At 52.4% G+C, this 19689-nt stretch carries 16 protein-coding genes; 4 read left to right on the top strand and 12 right to left on the bottom strand.

Features of this window, described 5'->3' with window-relative positions; genetic code table 11:
- Nucleotides 1-136: 136 nt before the first annotated feature.
- The 10 genes from lnt to A9165_RS10770 form a co-directional block, all read right to left on the bottom strand.
- Nucleotides 137-1651, bottom strand: a complete 1515-nt coding sequence (lnt, locus tag A9165_RS10815) for an apolipoprotein N-acyltransferase (protein ID WP_065955876.1) — start codon at nt 1649-1651, stop codon at nt 137-139.
- Nucleotides 1652-1680: 29 nt separating this feature from the next.
- Nucleotides 1681-2550: an HlyC/CorC family transporter gene (locus tag A9165_RS10810; protein WP_065955875.1), complete on the bottom strand. Its 870-nt coding sequence runs from the start codon at nt 2548-2550 to the stop codon at nt 1681-1683.
- 31 nt (nt 2551-2581) lie between these two features.
- Nucleotides 2582-3043 (bottom strand): rRNA maturation RNase YbeY, encoded by a 462-nt coding sequence (gene ybeY, locus A9165_RS10805; protein ID WP_008949861.1) that lies wholly within the window; start codon nt 3041-3043, stop codon nt 2582-2584.
- Nucleotides 3040-4062 (bottom strand): PhoH family protein, encoded by a 1023-nt coding sequence (locus A9165_RS10800; protein ID WP_008949860.1) that lies wholly within the window; start codon nt 4060-4062, stop codon nt 3040-3042. The genes ybeY and A9165_RS10800 overlap by 4 nt, the downstream gene beginning before the upstream one ends.
- Before the next feature lie 31 nt (nt 4063-4093).
- The gene (miaB, locus tag A9165_RS10795; protein WP_065955874.1) at nt 4094-5518 is read right to left on the bottom strand and encodes a tRNA (N6-isopentenyl adenosine(37)-C2)-methylthiotransferase MiaB; all 1425 of its coding nucleotides are present in this window, start codon (nt 5516-5518) and stop codon (nt 4094-4096) included.
- Nucleotides 5519-5610: 92 nt separating this feature from the next.
- Nucleotides 5611-6459, bottom strand: a complete 849-nt coding sequence (locus tag A9165_RS10790; protein WP_008949858.1) for a DMT family transporter — start codon at nt 6457-6459, stop codon at nt 5611-5613.
- Between the two features lie 78 nt (nt 6460-6537).
- Nucleotides 6538-11055, bottom strand: a complete 4518-nt coding sequence (locus A9165_RS10785) for an EAL domain-containing protein (protein ID WP_065955873.1) — start codon at nt 11053-11055, stop codon at nt 6538-6540.
- 191 nt (nt 11056-11246) lie between these two features.
- Nucleotides 11247-12200 carry a cobalamin biosynthesis protein gene (locus A9165_RS10780; protein WP_065955872.1) on the bottom strand — a complete coding sequence of 318 codons (954 nt, stop codon included), beginning with the start codon at nt 12198-12200 and terminating at the stop codon, nt 11247-11249.
- Between the two features lie 7 nt (nt 12201-12207).
- Nucleotides 12208-12918, bottom strand: a complete 711-nt coding sequence (gene mtnN, locus A9165_RS10775) for a 5'-methylthioadenosine/S-adenosylhomocysteine nucleosidase (RefSeq protein WP_065955871.1) — start codon at nt 12916-12918, stop codon at nt 12208-12210.
- Between the two features lie 74 nt (nt 12919-12992).
- Nucleotides 12993-13865, bottom strand: a complete 873-nt coding sequence (locus A9165_RS10770; RefSeq protein WP_065955870.1) for a pirin family protein — start codon at nt 13863-13865, stop codon at nt 12993-12995.
- A gap of 203 nt (nt 13866-14068) precedes the next feature.
- Between A9165_RS10770 and A9165_RS10765 the strand changes: the two genes are divergently transcribed.
- The 3 genes from A9165_RS10765 to A9165_RS10755 all read left to right on the top strand — a co-directional run bounded on the left by A9165_RS10765 (nt 14069) and on the right by A9165_RS10755 (nt 16738).
- Nucleotides 14069-14605 (top strand): hypothetical protein, encoded by a 537-nt coding sequence (locus tag A9165_RS10765; protein ID WP_065955869.1) that lies wholly within the window; start codon nt 14069-14071, stop codon nt 14603-14605.
- A gap of 146 nt (nt 14606-14751) precedes the next feature.
- Nucleotides 14752-15096, top strand: coding sequence for a HopJ type III effector protein (locus A9165_RS10760; protein WP_008608679.1), 345 nt, complete (start codon nt 14752-14754; stop codon nt 15094-15096).
- An 85-nt stretch (nt 15097-15181) separates the two neighbouring features.
- Nucleotides 15182-16738, top strand: a complete 1557-nt coding sequence (locus A9165_RS10755; RefSeq protein ID WP_065955868.1) for a PAS domain-containing methyl-accepting chemotaxis protein — start codon at nt 15182-15184, stop codon at nt 16736-16738.
- Between the two features lie 51 nt (nt 16739-16789).
- Here the strand turns inward: A9165_RS10755 and A9165_RS10750 are convergent, their stop codons facing one another.
- Nucleotides 16790-16984, bottom strand: coding sequence for a hypothetical protein (locus tag A9165_RS10750; RefSeq protein ID WP_008608675.1), 195 nt, complete (start codon nt 16982-16984; stop codon nt 16790-16792).
- 167 nt (nt 16985-17151) lie between these two features.
- Nucleotides 17152-17802 (bottom strand): DUF2726 domain-containing protein, encoded by a 651-nt coding sequence (locus A9165_RS10745; protein WP_238534589.1) that lies wholly within the window; start codon nt 17800-17802, stop codon nt 17152-17154.
- Between the two features lie 202 nt (nt 17803-18004).
- Between A9165_RS10745 and aceB the strand changes: the two genes are divergently transcribed.
- Nucleotides 18005-19609 (top strand): malate synthase A, encoded by a 1605-nt coding sequence (gene aceB, locus A9165_RS10740; RefSeq protein WP_065955867.1) that lies wholly within the window; start codon nt 18005-18007, stop codon nt 19607-19609.
- Nucleotides 19610-19689: the final 80 nt, after the last annotated feature.

Raw genomic sequence — 19689 nt, 5'->3', positions numbered from 1 at the left:
GTCGCATCTAGGTGGCGACTTATCGCAAATGACTTTGCTGCAGAAGTTTTGTCATGAATTGCCAATAATTGCAACCGGCAAACTGGGTACAGCAGAAAAAATAGTCGGGTGGAGGCTACACCCTATGTTGCAGGGGTTAACGGCTTGGCCGCGCGCGGCGATAAGCGGCAAGCAGTAATAGCAAAGTACTAAAACCAAAGACTGGCAGATTGCCCAGGCGCAGGTACAGAGTATTCGCATCGGTCAGCGATAGCTGGTCACTTAATACTGCTTCAGTAAACTGCGGCGCGCGTTGCCGGATCTGGCCATCGGCATCTATGGTCGCGGTGATGCCATTATTGGTGGCGCGTAACAGCGGTAAACCAAATTCCAGTGCCCGCATACGGGCAATTTGCAGGTGCTGATGCGGGCCTATGCTATCGCCAAACCAGGCATCATTACTGACGGTCAGTAACAGCTGGGTCTCGCTGGTCAGATTGGCGCGGATCTGCGCCGGGAAGGCAATTTCAAAGCAGATCGCAGGCAATAAATGAAAGCCATTGGCAGTCAGGTTGGGTTGCACATAGCTGCCGCGGTTAAAAGAGCTCATCGGTAAATCGAAAATCGGTGCCAGCTGGCGCAGAAAGCTCTCAAATGGCACGAATTCGCCAATCGGCAGTAAATGATGTTTGCTAAAGCGGTTGGCGTGGCCATGGAAATAGTGACCACTATTGGCATCGGCAGTTTGTTTACCCAATACAATCAGATTATTCCACGCTTCCTGGGTTTTCAGGTTGTAATCGATAATGCCGGTAATGACCGCGGTATCGCTATAAAACGCTGATTTATCCAGGTTCTCCAGAAAGTCATCGGCCAGAGGTTCAATACGCGGCACGGCAGCCTCCGGCCAGATCACCAGTTGGTGTTGACTCAGATGCGGCCGGGTCAGATCCAGATACTTCAGCATGGTCGGCCATTCCTGCTCCGGCACCCAGCGCAGCTCCTGCTGCACATTGCCCTGTACCAGCAACACACTTAACTGCTCGTTGTTGTGGTGCCAGCCTTTAAACTGCACCAGCATTGGGCTCAGCAGGCAAAGTAGTACACTAACTACGGCTGGCCAGCAGCGCCCAGGCCAGGAAAGACGCTGCAGCAGATTGGCCAGACTGGCTGCGATAAAAACCAGCACGGCGCTGATACCGATTTCACCCAGCAGCGGCGCATAGTGCCTGAACAGTGAATCCGTTTGACTGTAGCCGAGCGATAACCAGGGAAAGCCAGTAAGCAATACGCTGCGCAGCCACTCACTAAGGGTCCAGCACGCCATTAGCAGCAGTGGTAAGGCGAGAGTGCCCAGCAGGCGACGACTGAGCCAGGCTGTATAGGCCGGAAACAGTGCCAGATAGGCGACTAATAGCGCCATTAAACTCAGACTACCAGCCAGCGGCAAGCCACCAAACTGGTCGATACTGACATGTACCCAGCTGATGCCTAGCCCAAACCAACCGACACCATAGCTAAAGCCATAGCCGGCGGCCTGGCGCGGGTTGGCGCTGTTGGCAATGGCTGCGCTAAACCAGGCCAGCGTTAATAGCGGCAACCACCAGAGGGTATAGGGAGCGAAAGCCAGAGTATTGGCTAAACCGGCCAGCAGTAAACTGACGGCAACCAACCAGGGCCGGGACCACAGCGCTTTGATGATTAGCTTCCTTCTGCTTCGCTCGGGCGCGAGCGGATCACCTGTAACTGCATCAGGCGGCGGCTATTGGCTTTACTGACTTTAAAGGTCAGATCGCCCAGCGTAATCGCTTCGCCCTTTGCTGGCATATGGCCAAAGGCATGCAACACAATACCGCCAATGGTATCGGCATCTTCCTCGTCAAACTGGGTACCAAAGGTTTCGTTAAATTCATCCAGTGGCGTCAGAGCGCTCACCTGAAATACCCGCGAAGCCATCTTCTTGATATCGTGCTCTTCTTCATCGTCGTGCTCATCTTCAATCTCGCCGACAATTTGCTCCAGAATATCTTCAATCGTCAGCAGGCCGGAAACGCCACCGTATTCATCCACGACGATTGCCATATGGTAGCGTTTTTGCCGGAATTCCCGCAGCAGGGCATCGACTTTCTTACTTTCCGGGATGATGACCGCCGGGCGCACCAGATCGCGCCACTGCCAATCGGTATTGCTGGGGTCCAGTGCATACTGCAGCAGATCTTTGACTATCAGAATGCCTTCGATATGGTCTTTATCTTCATTTACCACCGGATAACGGCTGTGATTGTTTTCCAGCAGAATGGGTAGGACTTCGGCCAGCGGTTGCTCGATATCCAGCGTGGCCATCTGGGAGCGGGGGATCATAATGTCGCGGGCCCGCATATTGGATACGTCCAATACACCCTGCAACATATTCTTGGTATCGGTATCAATCAGCTCGCGTACGGCGGCTTCGCTGATAATGTCTTCCAGATCCGAGATATCCTGTGGCTCTGCGCTAAAAATGCTGGCAATACGTTCTAACCAGCTACGCGACGCAGAGCCGCGACTAGAGTGGGGATTGTCGTCACTCATCAGTGAACTTTAGCTCCATAACAATTGAACATCAGATTTCATCCAGTAAATAGGGGTTGCTGATACCAAGTTGCTGCAGAATCTGAATTTCTTCTGCTTCCATCTGCTCAGCATCAGCGTCATTTATATGGTCAAATCCCAATAAATGCAAGCAGCCGTGCACCACCATATGTGCCCAGTGTGACGCCAGCGGCTTGCCCTGCTCAGCTGCTTCCGTAGCAACGACTTGCGCACAAATCACCAGATCGCCAAGCAGCGGCAGCTCAATGCCGGGAGGGCATTGAAACGGAAAACTCAGCACATTAGTCGGTTTGTCTTTGCCGCGGTATTGCAGATTCAGTTGCTGGCTCTCTGCGGCATCCACAACCCGGATTGTGACCTCAGCCTGCTCCTGAAACGGCAAGATGGCCGCGTCCAGCCAGGTTTGAAACTGAGTTGTGTCAGGCAGATCCTGAGCACTGCTGGCCAGTTGTAAATCCAGGATAATACTCATCGGCGACTCCCGCTACGTGCTGGCTCTTCAGTTTTTGGTTGCGCCGCTTCATAGGCTTCATAGGCCATCACAATGCGCTGCACTATCGGATGGCGCACCACATCTTTGGCATTAAAGAAGTTAAAGCTGATTTCCGGCACGGCACTGAGCACATCAATCGCATGTTTCAGGCCTGAATACTGACCGCGGGGCAAGTCGACCTGTGTGACATCACCGGTGATCACGGCTTTAGCGCTAAAACCGATGCGGGTTAGAAACATCTTCATCTGCTCGATGGTGGTATTCTGGCTTTCATCCAGAATAATAAAGGCATCATTTAGCGTACGGCCGCGCATATAGGCCAGCGGCGCAATTTCAATCACGCCACGTTCCAGATATTTCTCGACCTTTTCAAAACCGAGCATTTCAAACAGGGCGTCGTACAGCGGGCGCAGGTAAGGGTCGACTTTTTGCGCCAGATCACCGGGTAAAAAGCCCAGTTTTTCGCCGGCTTCTACCGCCGGACGGGTTAACACTATCCGTTTGACCTGGCCACTTTCCAGCGCATCCACCGCACAGGCCACGGCCAGATAGGTTTTACCGGTACCAGCCGGGCCAATGCCGAAACTAACATCATGTTGCAGCACGTTTGCCACATAGGCAGCCTGATTCGGGTTGCGGGGTTTGATTAAGCCTTTTTTGGTTTTTAGTGAAAATTCGCGCTGGGTGCCTTCCTGCCCCTGATACTGAATATCAAAGTGTTCACTAATAGTCAGATGTACCTGCTCCGGGCTGATAGCTTGCACTTGTTGCTGGCCATTCAGCGTTTGCTGATACAGCTCGCGCAGGATCAGGGCGGCGGCGTCAATATTAGCTGTGGGACCGTCGATGCGGATCTGGCCGGCGCGATGGCTGATCTCGACCAGTAAGCGCCGTTCCAGATGCTTCAGATTATCGTCATAGGGGCCGCAGAGTAAGGTGAGCCGCCGGTGGTCGGCAGGCTCAAGTTGTAATTCAATACTGCTACTGTCGCTGTTCAAGCTGGCTCTCTCTATTGGTTCAGACGCAGGCTTAGGGGACGTATGCCGTCACGCCTAACTCATCGGTTTTTGGCTGCCGGGCCAGAATTTGTGCCGGGGCGGTCTGGCGGCGCAGTTCCATTTGTTGTTCAGTTCGCAATACAGTACCACGCAATGAGTTACTGAATACATCGGTGATCTTAACATCAACAAACTGACCAATCATCTCGGGTGAGCCTTCGAAATTCACTACCCGGTTATTTTCGGTACGGCCGGTCAGCTCCATAATATTCTTTTTCGAGGGTCCTTCCACCAGGATCCGCTGTTCAGTACCCAGCATACCACGGGCGATTTTTAATGCCTGCTGGTTAATCCGGTCCTGCAGAATATAAAGGCGCTGTTTTTTGGTGTCTTCGCTGACATCATCCGGCAGATCGGCGGCTGGCGTACCGGGGCGGGCGCTATAGATAAAGCTAAAGCTCATATCAAAATCAATCGCCTGGATCAGATCCATGGTGGCCTGAAAATCTTCATCACTTTCACCGGGGAAGCCGATAATAAAATCGGATGACATGCTGAGGTGAGGGCGGATCTTCTTCAGTTTGCGGATCTGCGCTTTATATTCCAGCGCGGTATGGCCGCGCTTCATCAGCGTTAAGATCCGATCCGAGCCAGACTGTACCGGTAGGTGTAAATGGTCTACCAGCTCCGGCACATCACGATACACTTCAATAATATCGTCGGTAAATTCCACCGGATGCGAGGTGGTGTAACGAATACGGTCAATACCGTCGATGGCGGCCACTAAGCGCAGTAATTCGGAGAAATGACAAATACCGCCATCATGGGTGGCGCCGCGGTAAGCATTGACGTTTTGCCCCAGCAGGTTGACTTCACGCACCCCTTGCTGGGCTAATTGGGCAATTTCAAATAACACATCATCCAGTGGCCGGCTGACTTCTTCACCGCGGGTATAGGGCACCACGCAGAAGGTACAGTATTTCGAGCAGCCTTCCATAATGGAGACAAAAGCAGTCGGACCTTCGGCCTTTGGCTCTGGCAGACGGTCAAATTTCTCGATTTCCGGGAAGGAGACATCAACCACCGGTGAGCGGTCACCGCGCACGGAATTGATCATTTCCGGTAACCGGTGCAGGGTTTGCGGGCCAAATACGATATCAACAAAGGGGGCCCGCTCACGGATGGCACTGCCTTCCTGTGACGCCACGCAGCCGCCAACACCGATAATCAGCTCCGGATTCTTTTCTTTCAGTGGCCGCCAACGGCCCAACTGGTGAAACACCTTTTCCTGAGCCTTTTCACGAATCGAGCAGGTATTCAGCAAGATCACATCGGCCTCTTCTGCCTCTTCGGTCAGCGTATAGCCATGTGTGGCATCCAGCAGGTCCGCCATTTTCGATGAATCGTATTCGTTCATCTGGCAGCCCCAGGTTTTAATATGCAGCTTCTTACCCATTATTCTTGCCTGTGTTGTCGCCTGTAAAAAAGGGAGCGTATTTTAGCCTGTCTGACGACGCAGTACCAGAGCGGGACGCTAAAGTATTCCATTCAGAGTAAGCGCTGCCGTGTAGTGATATAACCAGCATAGAAAATCACCAGCACCCCGGCAGCCCAGCTCATGGTGACCGGCTCCTGCCAGAACAGGTAACCAAAGGCGCCGGCAAAGATCACACTGCTGTAAGTCCACATGCCAATATCACTGGCCGGCGCGATGGCATAGGCACGGGTCATCGCTAACTGGCCCACCGCTGCCAATACCCCCATGCCCAAAAATGCCAGCCAGACTTCGGTATTTAGCGGCTGCCAGTAAAAAGGCACCGGCACCGCCGACAGCACAGCCGTTAACAGCGAAAAATAAAAGACGATACGCACCGCCGGCTCGGTATCAGACATATAGCGGATAGTGGTTTTGGTCACCGCGACCAGGATCGCAGACGCCAGCGCCACCAGTAAGATCAGATTCAGGTTAGGGTCCGGGGTGGGTAATGCCAGTACCACCCCGGCAAAGCCGAGCACAATGCCGGCCAGCGTGATGCGCGAGGGCCGCTCTTTTAGCCAGAAGCGGGCGATGATTGGCACCACAAAGGGGGAAAGCAGCAGCACCAGCATGCCCTGTGCCAGTGGCAAGCGGGCCAGTACATAGAAAAAACAGTACATCGAAATAATACCGGTCAGGGCCCGGCTGGCATGCAGATACCAACGCCTTGTTTTCAGCAGGCTAAAACCGTGTTTAAACAAAAACGGCAGCATTAGCAGCAAGGCAAAGAAATTACGGAAAAACACCACCTGGGCTTCACTGGCGGTGGCGCTGGTAAACTTTACTACGGCGCCAATGCCGGCAAAACAGGCCTCGGCCAGCAATAACAGCAGGGCACCTTTAACGAGATGGGGAGCCATAATGCATCCGGCGAATTACAAAGCCGCCAGTATACCGCTGAATCGTGACAAAAGCCTGAACCAGCGACTAAACAGCGTTTAAATCTGCCAGTTTTCGTTTTCACTGTAAGGCGCTGGTGCAAATTGTTCTGATTGCAGCAACGCCAGCAGGGCCTCGGCAGGTAAGGGTTTGCTAAACAGGAAGCCCTGGATCAGATAGCAATGGCGTTTATTAAAAAACGCCAGTTGCTGTTCGGTTTCTACCCCTTCCGCCACGCAATACAGGCCGAGACTGCCAGCCATGCTAAGCATGGCATCAATAATGGTTTCGTCGTTATGGTCGATACCGATGTCCTGCACAAAGCTACGATCAATTTTAATTGCATCCAGTGGCAGCTCCTTTAAGTATTTCAGTGAAGAGTAGCCGGTACCAAAATCATCCAGCGCCAGCTTAATACCGGCGTCGCTAAGTGATTGCATGGTGCGGATCGCACTTTGCTGATCGCGCATCAGCGCACTTTCGGTAATTTCAAAACGCAGTGCATGGGCTGGTAACCGGTATTTTTTCAGTAGTGCCAGCACGGTTTCCGCCAGTGCCGGTTGTTCCAAGTGTTGGGTGGTCAGATTGACTGATAAATAGAGTGCATAACCGGCCTGGCGCCATTGCTGCAGATCTGACAGCGCCCGTTCCAGTAGCTGTTGTGTCATATTGACGATCAGTCGTAAATCTTCGGCTAACGGAATAAATTCCGCCGGCGAAATCATGCCGTCACTACTTTGCCAGCGTAACAGTACTTCCGCACCGACAATACTATGCTCGCGGCTGTCGATAATCGGCTGGTAGAAGTTCACAAACTCCTGCTGCGCTATGGCTCTACGTAAGCGGGTTTCCCGCGCCAGTTGCATATGGGCTTTTTCGTTCATTTCCCGGATAAAGAACTGGAAGTTATTGCGACCCGCTTCTTTGGCATGGTACATGGCGACGTCGGCATGCTTCATCAGCTCAGTGCCATTTAACGCATCATCCGGGTAAATGGCGATGCCAATACTGGGTGAGACGGCGACGGTCTCGGAGCCAAGCTGCATCGGCTCACTGATGGTATGCAACATTTTGCGGGCGACATGACTGATATTGTCATTACTCTTATAACCTTCGAGCAGTACAACAAACTCATCGCCACCCAAACGGGCAACCGTATCACTGTCGCGCAGTGTTAGTTTCAGGCGCCGGGCAACCTCTTTTAACATCAGATCGCCGATATCATGGCCCAGGGAGTCATTGATATGTTTGAACTTATCTAAATCAAGGAAGCACAATGCCAGTGAGCGCCGCTCGCGTTTGGCCTGCTCGATAGCATGCAGAATGCGGTCCATCAGCAGGGCCCGGTTCGGTAAGCCGGTTAATGCATCATAGTTGGCCAGATAGCGTAACTCGTCTTCGGCTGCCTTTTGCGCGGTGATATCAGTAAATACCAGTACAAAGAAACTGACGTCCTGTTCGCCGACTGCGCTGATATTAATCAAGGTCGGACGTTCGCGGCCATCAGGCGTGATCACCTGCTCTTCGCCCTGCCAGTGATCGCCTTTGGCCATGGTTTTCAGCAACTGGGTGTAATAGCGGCGACGTACCAGACTGATCCCAAGATGATGCACCCGCGGGCTGTCAAGATAAGGTTCGATACCGCCAAAGGCCTGGCAGAACGACTGGTTTGCCGCCAACACCCGTTGCCGGGTATCCAGGATCACCACCCAGTCGCGGGTTTGCTGGAAGGCTTCACCAAACAGCCGGGCTTTTTCTTCGTTGGCCTTGGTTTCGGTAATGTTGCTGTAGGTGCCGGTGACACGGCTGGGCTGCAAAGCACTGTCCAGTTCGATCACCCGGCCCCGGTCACGGAACCATAACCAGCGGCCATCCTGATGCCGCATCCGATAGGTGATATCCAGCATTAGCTCAGGTTGGGCCAGCACTCTTTGCCACTGTTGTTCAACATTGGCCAGATCGTCGGGGTGGATCAGTGAGCAATGTTGTTGCCAGGTAATGCGGTTCATCAGCTCTGAGGTACCGAGCATTCTGGGCAGGCGGTTAGATTCCAGGCTGTTATTACCGGCCTGCCATTCAAAGGCGCCGCTGTTAATCGACGATAGCGCCTGATTGAGCCGCTGTTCGCTGCTTAACAGTTCTTTATGAGCGCGTCTTAGTAATAGTTGCTGCTGGCGCCGGCGCTGCCAAACCAGTAAGGCTGTCAGCATCAATACTAAGGTATACAACAGGTAAGCCGGCACAGAGCGCCATAAGGGCGGGGTGATGGTCAGCCACAGGCTGGCCACTTCACTTTGTTCACCGGTAAGGGGGGAGATTGCCAGCACATTAAACTGATAGTGACCCGGTGCCAGTTGCGGAAAAATCACCTGGTTGCCTTGTTGCTCGGCAGTATGTTGTTGCTGTTGACCGCTGAGCCAGAAACGGTAGCGCAGCCGGTGATTTTGCTGAAAGCTCATAGCGCTGAACTGTAAACGAACGCCACTTTGATTATAGGGCAGAGTAAAGCTGCGATTGTTCAGAAAACCCTGAGCTAGCGGTTGTTGCAAACTGAGGTTGGCGAACTCAGTGATAACGACTCGAAGTGGCACCTGCTGGTAATTCACCTGCGCCGGGGAGAGCAGCATGACGCCATTTTTGGCGCCAAAGGCCAGACGACCATCACTCAATTTTAACACTGCATCCGGGTTAAAATCGTAGAATGCCAGGCCATCAGCTTTACCAAAATACTCAACTTGTAGATTGGTGGTATCCACTCTGGCCAGGCCATGGCGTGAGGAAAACCAGAGATCGCCCACAGCATCACTGGTCAATGCCAGAATTTCGTCACTGCGTAATTGGGATTGCACTGAGAAATGTTTCAGTAACTCAAAAGTATCGGGTTGAAAAGCATATAAGCCTGCGCCCTTGATCCCAAGCCATAACACGCCATTGGCGCTGAGGTGCAGTGTCGAGGCATAGCGGTTTAACTGCGGACGCTGATCCGGCAGGCTGAACACCAGTTCTACCTCTCCGCTGGCAGGATCATAACGCCACAGCTTGTCTGAGGTGCTGAGTAACAGGGTTTTGCCATTGTCGGCCGAACCCAGAAACTCACCAAAGTATTCCATTGGTAGCGCGGCAGTCAGCTGTTCCAGCGCGGTGATCTGGTTTCGTTCAGGGTTGTACCGGTAAATTGCCTTGTTTTGCACAAAGTAAAAAGTGCGCTGAAAATAAAACAGTGAATGTAACCCCGGACCGAGCAGATCGGCCTGGGCAATGGCAATGGGTTCTAGTTCACCACTGGCCGGGTTAAAGCGTTGCAAGCCGGCATAATAACTCTGCAAATACAGTTTGTCGGCAAGTGCGACCAGTTTCTGGATCCGGCCCTGGTGCAGACTGGGTGTGGCATTCGTATTCACCAGGTACTGTTTAACTTCAGCAGTTTGCGGATTAAGCCGGTTTAAACCATTCTGGGTTGCCAGCCAGATATCACCTTGCAATTCAGTCATTGACTGTACATTGGGGTGGCTAAGTGCAAAACCGGTGTTCGCAGACCAGCTCTGGAAGGCATCGGTTTGCGGATGATAATAAAATACGCCTTCCCCCCGGTTTGCCAGCCAGAACCCCCCTTCGTTATCCAGGGCGATATCAACCAGCGTATTATCCTGTAATTGCTGATTGCTTTGGCTAAAACACAGTAATAATTCAGGGACGCTTTGGCTGGCGGTCAGTTGCCAGAGTCCGCTATCTGTCGCGAGTAGCAGATTATCGCCGCGGTAGCGTAGATGCCAGATATTCCGTTCTGCCACCAGGGTTTGTGCCTGATATGGCGTACCATGGTGCAGAAAATTGTCGATATCCTGCCGCGCTATACGGTAGAGGCCACTGACAGTACCAACGTATAGCTGCTCGTTTGTTGCCAGCAAGTATTTGGTATGTTGTTGTGCGGTGCTTGGTGTAGCGATCTCTGCTGGTAAATGTGGCAGATACCGATGCTCGCCACTGCTGAGATCCAGGTGGATCAGGCCATTAAAAGCGGCGATAAACAGCTGCTGCTGTTGCACCAGCAGATGACGGATCCAGCCTGCAGGGTAACCAATATTCGCCAGATCGAACACCTTGTCCAGTTGCCGATCTTTAATACGCAGCCGGTACACGGCCTGATTCACCACAAATAGTAAATGCTCAGCATCTAATTCAGTAACTGTGAGGATGGTGGCTTCTACCGGATGTCCGGGTTCACGCGGCGCTTTTACAAACAGCTCAAAATCACCGCTTTGCACGTCATAGAGGTACAAACCGGTATGATCCGCACTTAGCCAGAGCCGGCCCTGGCTATCTTCCAGAATATCGTTAAAGGCAATTTCCGACAGACGATGGTCTTTGCTGTGCAGTTCGATTAACTGATTGCCATCATAACGGTTAATACCGCCGGCCGTGGCGATCCACAGGAAACCATGGCGATCCAGATGCAGATCTCTGACCATGCCGTTGGATAAGCCTTGTTCCGGCGTTAATGGCAATAATGTTGTTTGCGCTTGCACGCTCAGCTGGCTGCAGATCAGCAGTAGCAAGGCAACAAAGACTGTTCGCACTAATTGTTCCTTTCACTGGTCAGGTCGGCGCTGCGTCACTGCTCTGATATCTGGCTATTGTATTGAAAAGACAGCGCCGGCGAACTCAGGCTGATAGCAAAGCTACCTGAGTCGGCTAAGCAACATATAACGAGCAGACAGGGTTTGTCCAGTCTGTCGCGATACGCTAAGTGATCTGTCGGCGCAGAGGTTTAGCCTGGCATTGCGACAAACCATAGCAGGCAACAGCACAGGCACAGTAACAGCAGCCAGATATAGAGCTGATAATCGAGCAGGGTCAGCAGCCGTCTGACATCTGCGACCACCGGCTCATAGCGTTGTTGTAGGCGTGGCCGGCGAACCTCATGTTGCTGATAACGAGCCGGACCGCCCAGACTTACCTTCAGGGTACGGCTAAGTTGCTGTAACAACAGGCGGCGGCTAACAGGAAAGGCTTTACCCTCAGTCCGTTCGACCGGTGCTTGTGCCTGACGGCCAATACTTTGCAGGTGCAACAAAATGGCGCCGAGTAGATAAGCTGGCACATTAAACAGGCGGCTGCACAGCGCCGCGGCACGGCCAAATTCCCGGAACTCAGGCCGTTTAACTGACCACTGCTGACTGGCTATCTGGCATAAGCGACAGCACAGGGCGCCGGCGGCACCGGCAATAAGGTACCAGAAGATGATCGCCACAACCTGTTGCTGAAAGCGTACGGTCAGGCTCTCCAGCGCGGCCTTTACCAACCCTAACTGACTGAGCGCTTTGCTATCGCGCAATAGAAGTAGTTGAGCTTGTTGCCTGGCTTGGGCCAATTGCCCTTGCTCCAGCTGGCGGCACAACGATAGTCCCAGCTGGCGGTAGCCGGCCCAGCTAAAACAGCAGAGTAAGATAATGGCATCCAGTAACAGGGGCCAGGATGACATCAGATAGAAGCCATACCACAATAGCAGGGGCAGACTCAGCACTAACAACAGCGCCAGCAAACCGGCAAGACGCTGTTGTGCTGCGGGACGCCGGGCATCGGGATGGACTTTCAGCGCCAGTTTTTGACAGAAGCGGGCGACCAGGCTAACCGGGTGCAGTTGCAGGCTGACCGGCAGCAGCCAGGCAGCCTGCAAACTGACCGCGCAAAGTGCTGCGGCAAACAGCAGCGATTCGGCCATCCGTCAGTTACAACGTTAAGTCGCCAACTGCTGCCAGTAACTCCAGCACCATGGCAGAGCTGTGCTTGGAGGCAACTTCAAGATAGGCATCAAAGGATTGCGGCGATTCTTTGCCGGCAATATCGCTGAGGCTGCGGATCACAACGAAGGGGGTTTGCAGCATATAACAGCTTTGTGCAATGGCGGCGCCTTCCATTTCTACTGCCAGCATCTCTGGAAATTGTGTGCGGGTGCGGGCAATCCGCTCCGGATCGCACATAAAACTGTCACCGGTAGCAATCAGCCCTTTCTTGGTTTTACAAAAACCCAGGGTACTGATGCTTTGCTCTGCGGCCCGCACCAGCGCCGGATGCGCGCTAAAGGCCGGTGGCATCTGTGGCACCTGACCTAACTCGTAACCAAAGGCAGTGACATCGACATCATGATGCCGGACCTCGGTACTGATCACCACATCGCCGACATTCAACTCCGGATCAAAACCGCCTGCTGAGCCAGTGTTAATAATACAGTCGGGTTTGAACTGACAAATCATCAGGGTCGTCGCCACAGCCGCAGCAACTTTACCGATCCCTGATTGCACCAGCACCACCTGTTTGCCGGCCAGTTCACCCAAATAAAAGGTATAGCCGCCCAGCTGCTCGGTACGAACCTGGTTAATTTGTTGTTTTAGCAGGGCGACTTCCTGCTCCATCGCCCCAATAATACCAATCAGTTGCATGTGTTGAATCCGGATTAGTCGAAAACAACATTATAAAGCCAGTGCCCCGGAAAAGCACCGGCTTTCTAAACGGTCTATTGATGTAAGCGGATGCTCTGCGCCGGCTTGCCGGACGTTAAACGGCCACTCTGATAGTCGCGGATAGCTTGTTCAATTTCCTCCACACTATTCATAACAAAGGGACCATATTGCACGACGGGCTCGTTCAGCGGCTTTGCGGCCAGCAACAATACCCGGCAGGATGTCAGTGCCGTGAACTCGACGTCGCCTGAGGTTCCCAGCACCGCAGCATGATGCTCTTTGACTTTACTACCCGCCACGTTAATTTCGCCACTAAAAGGGTAAAGCAACACATTGTGGCCATCCGGTACCGGAATACTGAGGCTAGCGCCAGCCTCGACAGTAAAATCAAAATACAGCGGTGCTGTGCTCAGGCCTTGAATTGGACCAGCCCATTGCTGCCCTGGCTGTTCAAGGACTCCTGCGATAACTTTTGCGCTGATCCCTGCTGCAAGCTGAGCTGTCGGGATCTGCTCAGGAGCAATATCGACATAAGCTGCGTCTTTCATTTTTTCAGCGGCGGGTAAATTCAGCCATAACTGAAAACCGCGCATCAGGCCTGATTCCTGCTGTGGCATTTCGGAGTGGATAATACCGCGGCCGGCCGTCATCCATTGCACACCACCACTCTTCAGATGGCCTTTATTACCCAGGTGATCTTCATGCAACATATGACCATCCAGCATATAGGTGACCGTTTCAAAGCCCCGGTGTGGGTGGGCCGGAAAGCCGGCAATATAGTCACTGGCTTGTTCAGAGCCAAAACAATCCAGCATCAGGAAGGGATCTAACCGCAGTTGCGGTTGTTGTCCCAGGCTACGTTTGATTTTTACTCCAGCACCGTCCGATACAGTAACGGCTGGGATCAGTTGTTTGATGCTACGCATAGTCACCTCCGGTTAAGTTGTTGGTGCTATTAAATCTGATAATCGTTCGAAAGATAAGTGCAAAATTCGGCACTCTTTGTTCGCTTATCTAGAACTATCTCGCCACTTAGCCGCGATTCATAGCCGGTTAAGGCTAGCCGGCTAAATTAGGTCCCTGTGTAAAGCGCTAATTTAGCGCAGCAACCTTTATCTGGAGTTGTGATATGAACAAGACGTTTATTGCTCTTACTGTGCTTAGCACACTGACGCTGGTGCCCGCTGAAGCAAATGTCCGCTGGAATTATATTGGTGCCGGCTATACTGACGCTGGCGGCGATGGCCCTTATATCGGTGGCTCAGTGCAGTTTGCGCCAAACTGGGTCTTGCGTGCCGATTACAGTCGCCAATCACGGGGCCGGGCTGATTTCAATGTTGTCGATCTGGGGGTGGCCTATTTAACCGGCTTTAAGCTGGATTTCTCACCGCAAAGCCAAACCTATCTGCTGGCGGGTGTGAATTCTTATTCCGGCGATGCGGATGAAAGCGGTCTCTACTTTGGTGCTGGCGTTAAACATGCGCTGACACCCCAGGCCGAACTCTTTACCGAAGCCAGTTATCATACTATTGCCGATAATTACGGTAGCCTGGGGGCGGGTATTGCGTTTTATCTTAGTCGCGACTGGGCAGTGCGCAGCAGCCTGGCACTAAACAGTGGTGCAGCAAAGAACGAATTTCGTCTTGGCGTTTCTTATCAATTCTGAGTTAAGCCGCGCCAGACTGACAGCAGCCTCTGCTGCTCTGTCAGCTGGTGCCAGATTTTATTTGCCAAGGTAGTGTCAAGGGCATTGCAGTTGGTGGGGCAGGCTTTTAAGATGAGCCCTCTGCAATTGTTGCCGGGAGGGGCCACATGCTAGATGATTTTTTTATTCAACTCAGTACTGAGCCGGATAGTATCAGTTTTGCGCAAAGTATTGCGGTAATTGAACAACATTATTATTTCACACCGGTCGCCTTCCAAAACGGTGAGCTTAGTAATGCTGCCGGCGAAAATACCGGTTCTTGTAAAATTCTGGCCTTTGCACAATTACATCAATTGTCGGAAGCGCAAACGCTGCAATTATTCGGTGAGTACTACCGGCAGGTAATGGAATCTCCGGCTGGTACTGACCACCAGAATATCCGCAACTTTCAGCGTAGTGGTTGGGCCGGGGTGAGCTTTTCGGCGCCGGCTTTGCAGCTAAAACAAACTTAACGCTATAATCTTTCTCGCTTTTACTGGCGAAGCCAAACCTGCTTGCTATGCTTGGTATCAGGATGTTAAGCAAGCAGGAGCACTAATGCGTATCAATCAACCCGTCACCCAGCACGAACGTACCTTTAGCCCCGATGTTAAACTGATCTCCACCACCGATTTACGTGGCATGATACAGCACTGTAATGATGACTTTGTCAAAATCAGTGGTTTTACCCGCGAAGAACTGATTGGCCAACCGCATAATATAGTGCGGCATCCGGATATGCCGCCGCTGGCCTATAAAATTATGTGGGAGCATTTAAAAGCCGGCCGGCCCTGGATGGGGCTGGTGAAAAACCGCAGTAAAAATGGCGATTATTACTGGGTCGATGCCTATGTGACGCCAGTGACTGAACAGGGTAAGGTGGTGGGGTATGAGTCGGTTCGCTCCTGTCCCAGCCGGCAAAATGTTGAGCGCGCTGATAAGCTTTACCGGGCGATCAATGCCGGCAAATATTCGACCCGGCATTGGCATTTTAATGCCGAAAAAGCCTATATGTTGCTAACGCTGGTCGCGGTCGGTCTTGGCTACTGGCTGATGCCGGGTGTCGGTCTCCCGGTATTGTTGCTGGCCTTGTTGGTAGGCCATTTCGTGGTAGCGCACTACAGTCGAAAAAGCGCGTTACATAGTCTGGAGACCCTGTTACACAACGCCTTTAAGCATGAATTAGCGGTGTTAACCTTTACTGATGATGAGCCGGATCTCGGGGCACTGAAAGTCAGCATTATGAGTTCGGAAGCGCATTTGGGGGCGGTGTTAACCCGGATTGAAGACGCGGCTAAATCTGTTGCCGGGCAAGCGGAGCTGGGGCAACAACAAGCCGATGCCAGTCGGCAGAAAATCCGTTTACAACAGCAGGAAACGGATCAGACTGCTGCGGCGATGCATCAGATGACCACCACCATCAATGAAGTGTCCGGGCACGTGCAGGAAACGGCGGGCCGGGCTGAGCATGCTAATGAGTTGGCGGCACTGGGACGGGATGCTGCCCGCACCACGCGCAAAGTGATTGAGGATTTGCGGCAAACGGTGGCTGAGATTGCCAGCTCGGTGGCGGAGGTATCAGAGCAAACCCAAAAAATTGCCTCGGTGGCGCAAATGATTGAGCAAATTGCCGAGCAGACCAATTTGTTAGCACTTAATGCCGCTATCGAGGCGGCTCGCGCCGGGGAGCAAGGACGGGGTTTTGCTGTTGTGGCCGATGAGGTGCGTAATCTTGCGCAGCGCACCCAGCATTCTACCAAAGAAATTCATAGCATTATCAATGAGCTTGGTAGCAGAGCGACCAATGCGGTACGGGTGGCGGCTGCGGGTACGGAAGGCGCCGAAAGTGGCTTACAGCAAGTCAGGCAAACGGCCGAAATGCTAAATGGTATCTCAGAAGCGGTTAATGCGATTACCCAGATGGCGCTGCAGATGGCGACAGCGGTCGAGCAACAGGCGCATGTTGCAGAAAGTGTTAATCAGCAGGTGGTAAATATTGCCGATCTTTCCACGCAAAGCCTGCAACAGGCTGATGCATCAGCCGCAACGACAGTGCAAATGCAGCATATTGCGCGCGAGTTACACGAATTAGTGGTGCGCTTTAAACGCCGGTAAAAAGGGCGGCGACAGTAAACTGAGCTTACTGTCGCCGTGACCTGTCGGTGACTATACCGAGATATTGATATTTTGACCCAGATTCCCCACCGGCTGTGCCATTGAGGTTTGTTCAACAGTTTGCATTGCACTTTGCACCAATAAATTGGTCATTTGTGCTTGCTGATTCTGTTGTTTCTTGGCCATAACAGCACCCAGTACCTCAAAGGCCTGAGCAGACGCCAGGGCGCCAACGGATTGACTCATTTTTCCCTCCGGTTAGCTTAACGGCGATCTTATATCGGCGTTGTTGTTTTTAACTTTAGTTATTTTTAGCGGCAGGGACAATAGCAGGCTGAATAAAAGGGTGAATGCCGCCTGTTGCAGCAGGCGGCATTCGATCTTAGCGCGGAGTGACTCATTTCTCCTGTGCGTTAAGAAGCTTGGATCAGCGCAGTAGACTGCGCTTTAATTTGTGAGTGTGAAAGCGCCGGTACTGCCCTCAAGGCAGGCGCTGCTAAGGTTGCGGTAGTGGGCTTTAACGAGCGGATTGGTCGGGTTGGCCCCTTTTTCACTAAACCCTTTAACGTCGGTTCGACCTTGGGCGCTGGCTTGCCTAGTTTTTGCGCCAGCGCAGCCTGTAATTCAGTCACAGTATAACCGGATTTAATGGCAATACGCAGATAGGGGATACCAGCTGCCTCCAGGGCACCGCTGACAAACCAGTCAGGTACCGCCTTATGACCATCCCTGTGCTGTACATTGACCAGATCGACTACGGCGATTACTTTCATCGATTCAGGCTCACACAGGATAAAATCCAGATACTTGGCATTTAATTTTAACAGCGTGCTGCGCCGGGTTTTGTCATTAGCACTGTCCCGTACTTCCAGTACATCGGCCAGTTTCACCCGATTCAATATTTTGTAATCAGCTGCCGCGGCTTTTTCCAGCAAACTCAGAAAGGAGCGCTCGACCGGACTAAACAAGCTTGGTTTAGCCTGCACCTGAAATGGATTACTATTGTCAATAAAACGGCTGGCGACCAGGGCGACCAGCACCACCAGCAAAACTAATAACAGCATGACAAATTCCATGCATCCTCCGACGAAAAATTGACAAGACCTGTAAGGTAGTGATGTCTAAGCATAAGCTGTGCCACAATTATTGTTGCCGCCACGATTTTGATATTTTCTGTAAGAATGCTTGTCATAGTCGCCATTAATGGCTTTTATGGAGAAATCCGGCTTATAGTAACTTCATCTGAAACAGTACAGAGGCAGCAACATGACAACAGCGATTACCCGTGGCGGCTTAACCATTAAAGCGCCGATCAGCGATGCCTATCAGCAGATCCTGACTGAACCGGCCTGTCAATTTGTCAGCGAGCTGGTACAGCTATTCCGGCCCCGGTTAAAAGCCCTGTTAGCCGCTCGGGCAGAGCGGCAGGCGCAATTTGATGCCGGTGCCTTACCTGATTTTCTGCCTGAAACCCAAGCCATCCGCGACGGCGCCTGGCAGGTTGCGCCCTTACCAGCCGATTTGCTGGATCGCCGGGTGGAAATTACCGGTCCGGTGGATCGCAAGATGATCATTAACGCCCTGAATGCCGATGTCAAAGTCTTTATGGCGGACTTTGAAGACTCACAAACGCCAAGCTGGGATGGTGTGATTGAGGGCCAAATCAACCTGCGCGATGCTAATCTGGGTACTATCAGCTATACCGATCCACAAAGCGGTAAACACTATGCGTTAAAAGACAACCCGGCGTTGTTAATTGCCCGGGTCCGCGGTTTGCACTTATGGGAAAAGCATATTGAGCTGGATGGTGAGCAAATTCCGGGCAGCATTTTGGATTTTGCGCTGTATTTTTACCATAACTATCAGACCCGCCTGGCGAAAGGTACCGGCGTGTATTATTACCTGCCGAAATTACAAAGCCATCTGGAAGCGAAATGGTGGGATGATATCTTCCATTTTATCGAGCGTAAGTTTGCTGTGGCGACAGGTACCATCCGCGCCACTATCCTGATCGAAACCCTGCCAGCCGTATTCGAGATGGACGAGATCCTGTATATGATGAAAGATCATATTGCCGCGCTGAACTGTGGGCGCTGGGATTACATTTTTAGCTATATCAAGACCTTAAATAACCATCCGGATCGGGTATTACCAGATCGGCAGGTCGTGACCATGAATAAGCCGTTTTTAAGTGCTTACTCGCGACTGCTGATCAAAACCTGTCATAAGCGCGGTGCGCTGGCGATGGGCGGTATGGCGGCTTTTATTCCGGCTAAGGATCCGGCGGCTAATGCCGCGATTTTAGAGCGGGTGACTGCCGATAAAACGCTGGAAGCCAGTAATGGCCATGACGGTACCTGGGTAGCCCATCCGGGGCTGGCAGCTACCGCCAATGCGGTCTTTGACCAGGTGTTAACTGGCGGTAAAACCAATCAACTGCATGTGCTGCGCGAGCAGGATGCGCCGGTCACGGCCGCTGAGTTACTGGCGCCTTGTGATGGTGAACGCACTGAGCAGGGGATGCGCACCAATATCCGGGTGGCGCTACAATATCTTGCCGCCTGGATCAGCGGCAAGGGTTGCGTACCGATCTATGGTTTGATGGAAGACGCTGCGACGGCGGAGATTTCCAGAACCTCGATCTGGCAGTGGATCAAACATGGTAAGCAGCTGAGTAATGGTCAGCTGGTCACCAAAGCATTTTTTGCTACCTTACTGGAGCAAGAAGCCGAAGTAGTGTTCGCCGAGGTGGGCGCCGAGGTCTGGCATAGCCAGAATTTTGAACGCGCCAAAGCCTTATTGCTGGACATTACCACAGCAGATGAACTGGTGGACTTCCTGACCCTGCCAGCTTATCAACTGCTGGATTGATGTAACAAGACCTGAAAAAACCTGATGTGCAAGGCGCCCCTGTGGCGCCTTTTTCGATGGTGCGCCGGGCATGGCGCGCA

The sequence above is a fragment of the Alishewanella sp. HH-ZS genome (assembly GCF_001704375.1).
Taxonomy (GTDB): Bacteria; Pseudomonadota; Gammaproteobacteria; order Enterobacterales; family Alteromonadaceae; genus Alishewanella; species Alishewanella aestuarii.
Note: the sequence above shows the minus strand (reverse complement) of the source record. Positions and strands in the feature narration are given on the sequence as shown.

What these genes read in the sequence shown, in the direction of transcription:
- ybeY (WP_008949861.1), bottom strand. Translation starts at nt 3,043, where the DNA reads ATGAGTATTATCCTGGATTTACAACTGGCCAGCAGTGCTCAGGATCTG.
- miaB (WP_065955874.1), bottom strand. Translation starts at nt 5,518, where the DNA reads ATGGGTAAGAAGCTGCATATTAAAACCTGGGGCTGCCAGATGAACGAA.
- A9165_RS10770 (WP_065955870.1), bottom strand. Translation starts at nt 13,865, where the DNA reads ATGCGTAGCATCAAACAACTGATCCCAGCCGTTACTGTATCGGACGGT.
- A9165_RS10760 (WP_008608679.1), top strand. Translation starts at nt 14,752, where the DNA reads ATGCTAGATGATTTTTTTATTCAACTCAGTACTGAGCCGGATAGTATC.
- aceB (WP_065955867.1), top strand. Translation starts at nt 18,005, where the DNA reads ATGACAACAGCGATTACCCGTGGCGGCTTAACCATTAAAGCGCCGATC.
- A9165_RS10780 (WP_065955872.1), bottom strand. Translation starts at nt 12,200, where the DNA reads ATGGCCGAATCGCTGCTGTTTGCCGCAGCACTTTGCGCGGTCAGTTTG.
- A9165_RS10745 (WP_238534589.1), bottom strand. Translation starts at nt 17,802, where the DNA reads ATGCTGTTATTAGTTTTGCTGGTGGTGCTGGTCGCCCTGGTCGCCAGC.
- A9165_RS10810 (WP_065955875.1), bottom strand. Translation starts at nt 2,550, where the DNA reads ATGAGTGACGACAATCCCCACTCTAGTCGCGGCTCTGCGTCGCGTAGC.
- A9165_RS10755 (WP_065955868.1), top strand. Translation starts at nt 15,182, where the DNA reads ATGCGTATCAATCAACCCGTCACCCAGCACGAACGTACCTTTAGCCCC.
- A9165_RS10765 (WP_065955869.1), top strand. Translation starts at nt 14,069, where the DNA reads ATGAACAAGACGTTTATTGCTCTTACTGTGCTTAGCACACTGACGCTG.
- A9165_RS10750 (WP_008608675.1), bottom strand. Translation starts at nt 16,984, where the DNA reads ATGAGTCAATCCGTTGGCGCCCTGGCGTCTGCTCAGGCCTTTGAGGTA.
- mtnN (WP_065955871.1), bottom strand. Translation starts at nt 12,918, where the DNA reads ATGCAACTGATTGGTATTATTGGGGCGATGGAGCAGGAAGTCGCCCTG.
- A9165_RS10790 (WP_008949858.1), bottom strand. Translation starts at nt 6,459, where the DNA reads ATGGCTCCCCATCTCGTTAAAGGTGCCCTGCTGTTATTGCTGGCCGAG.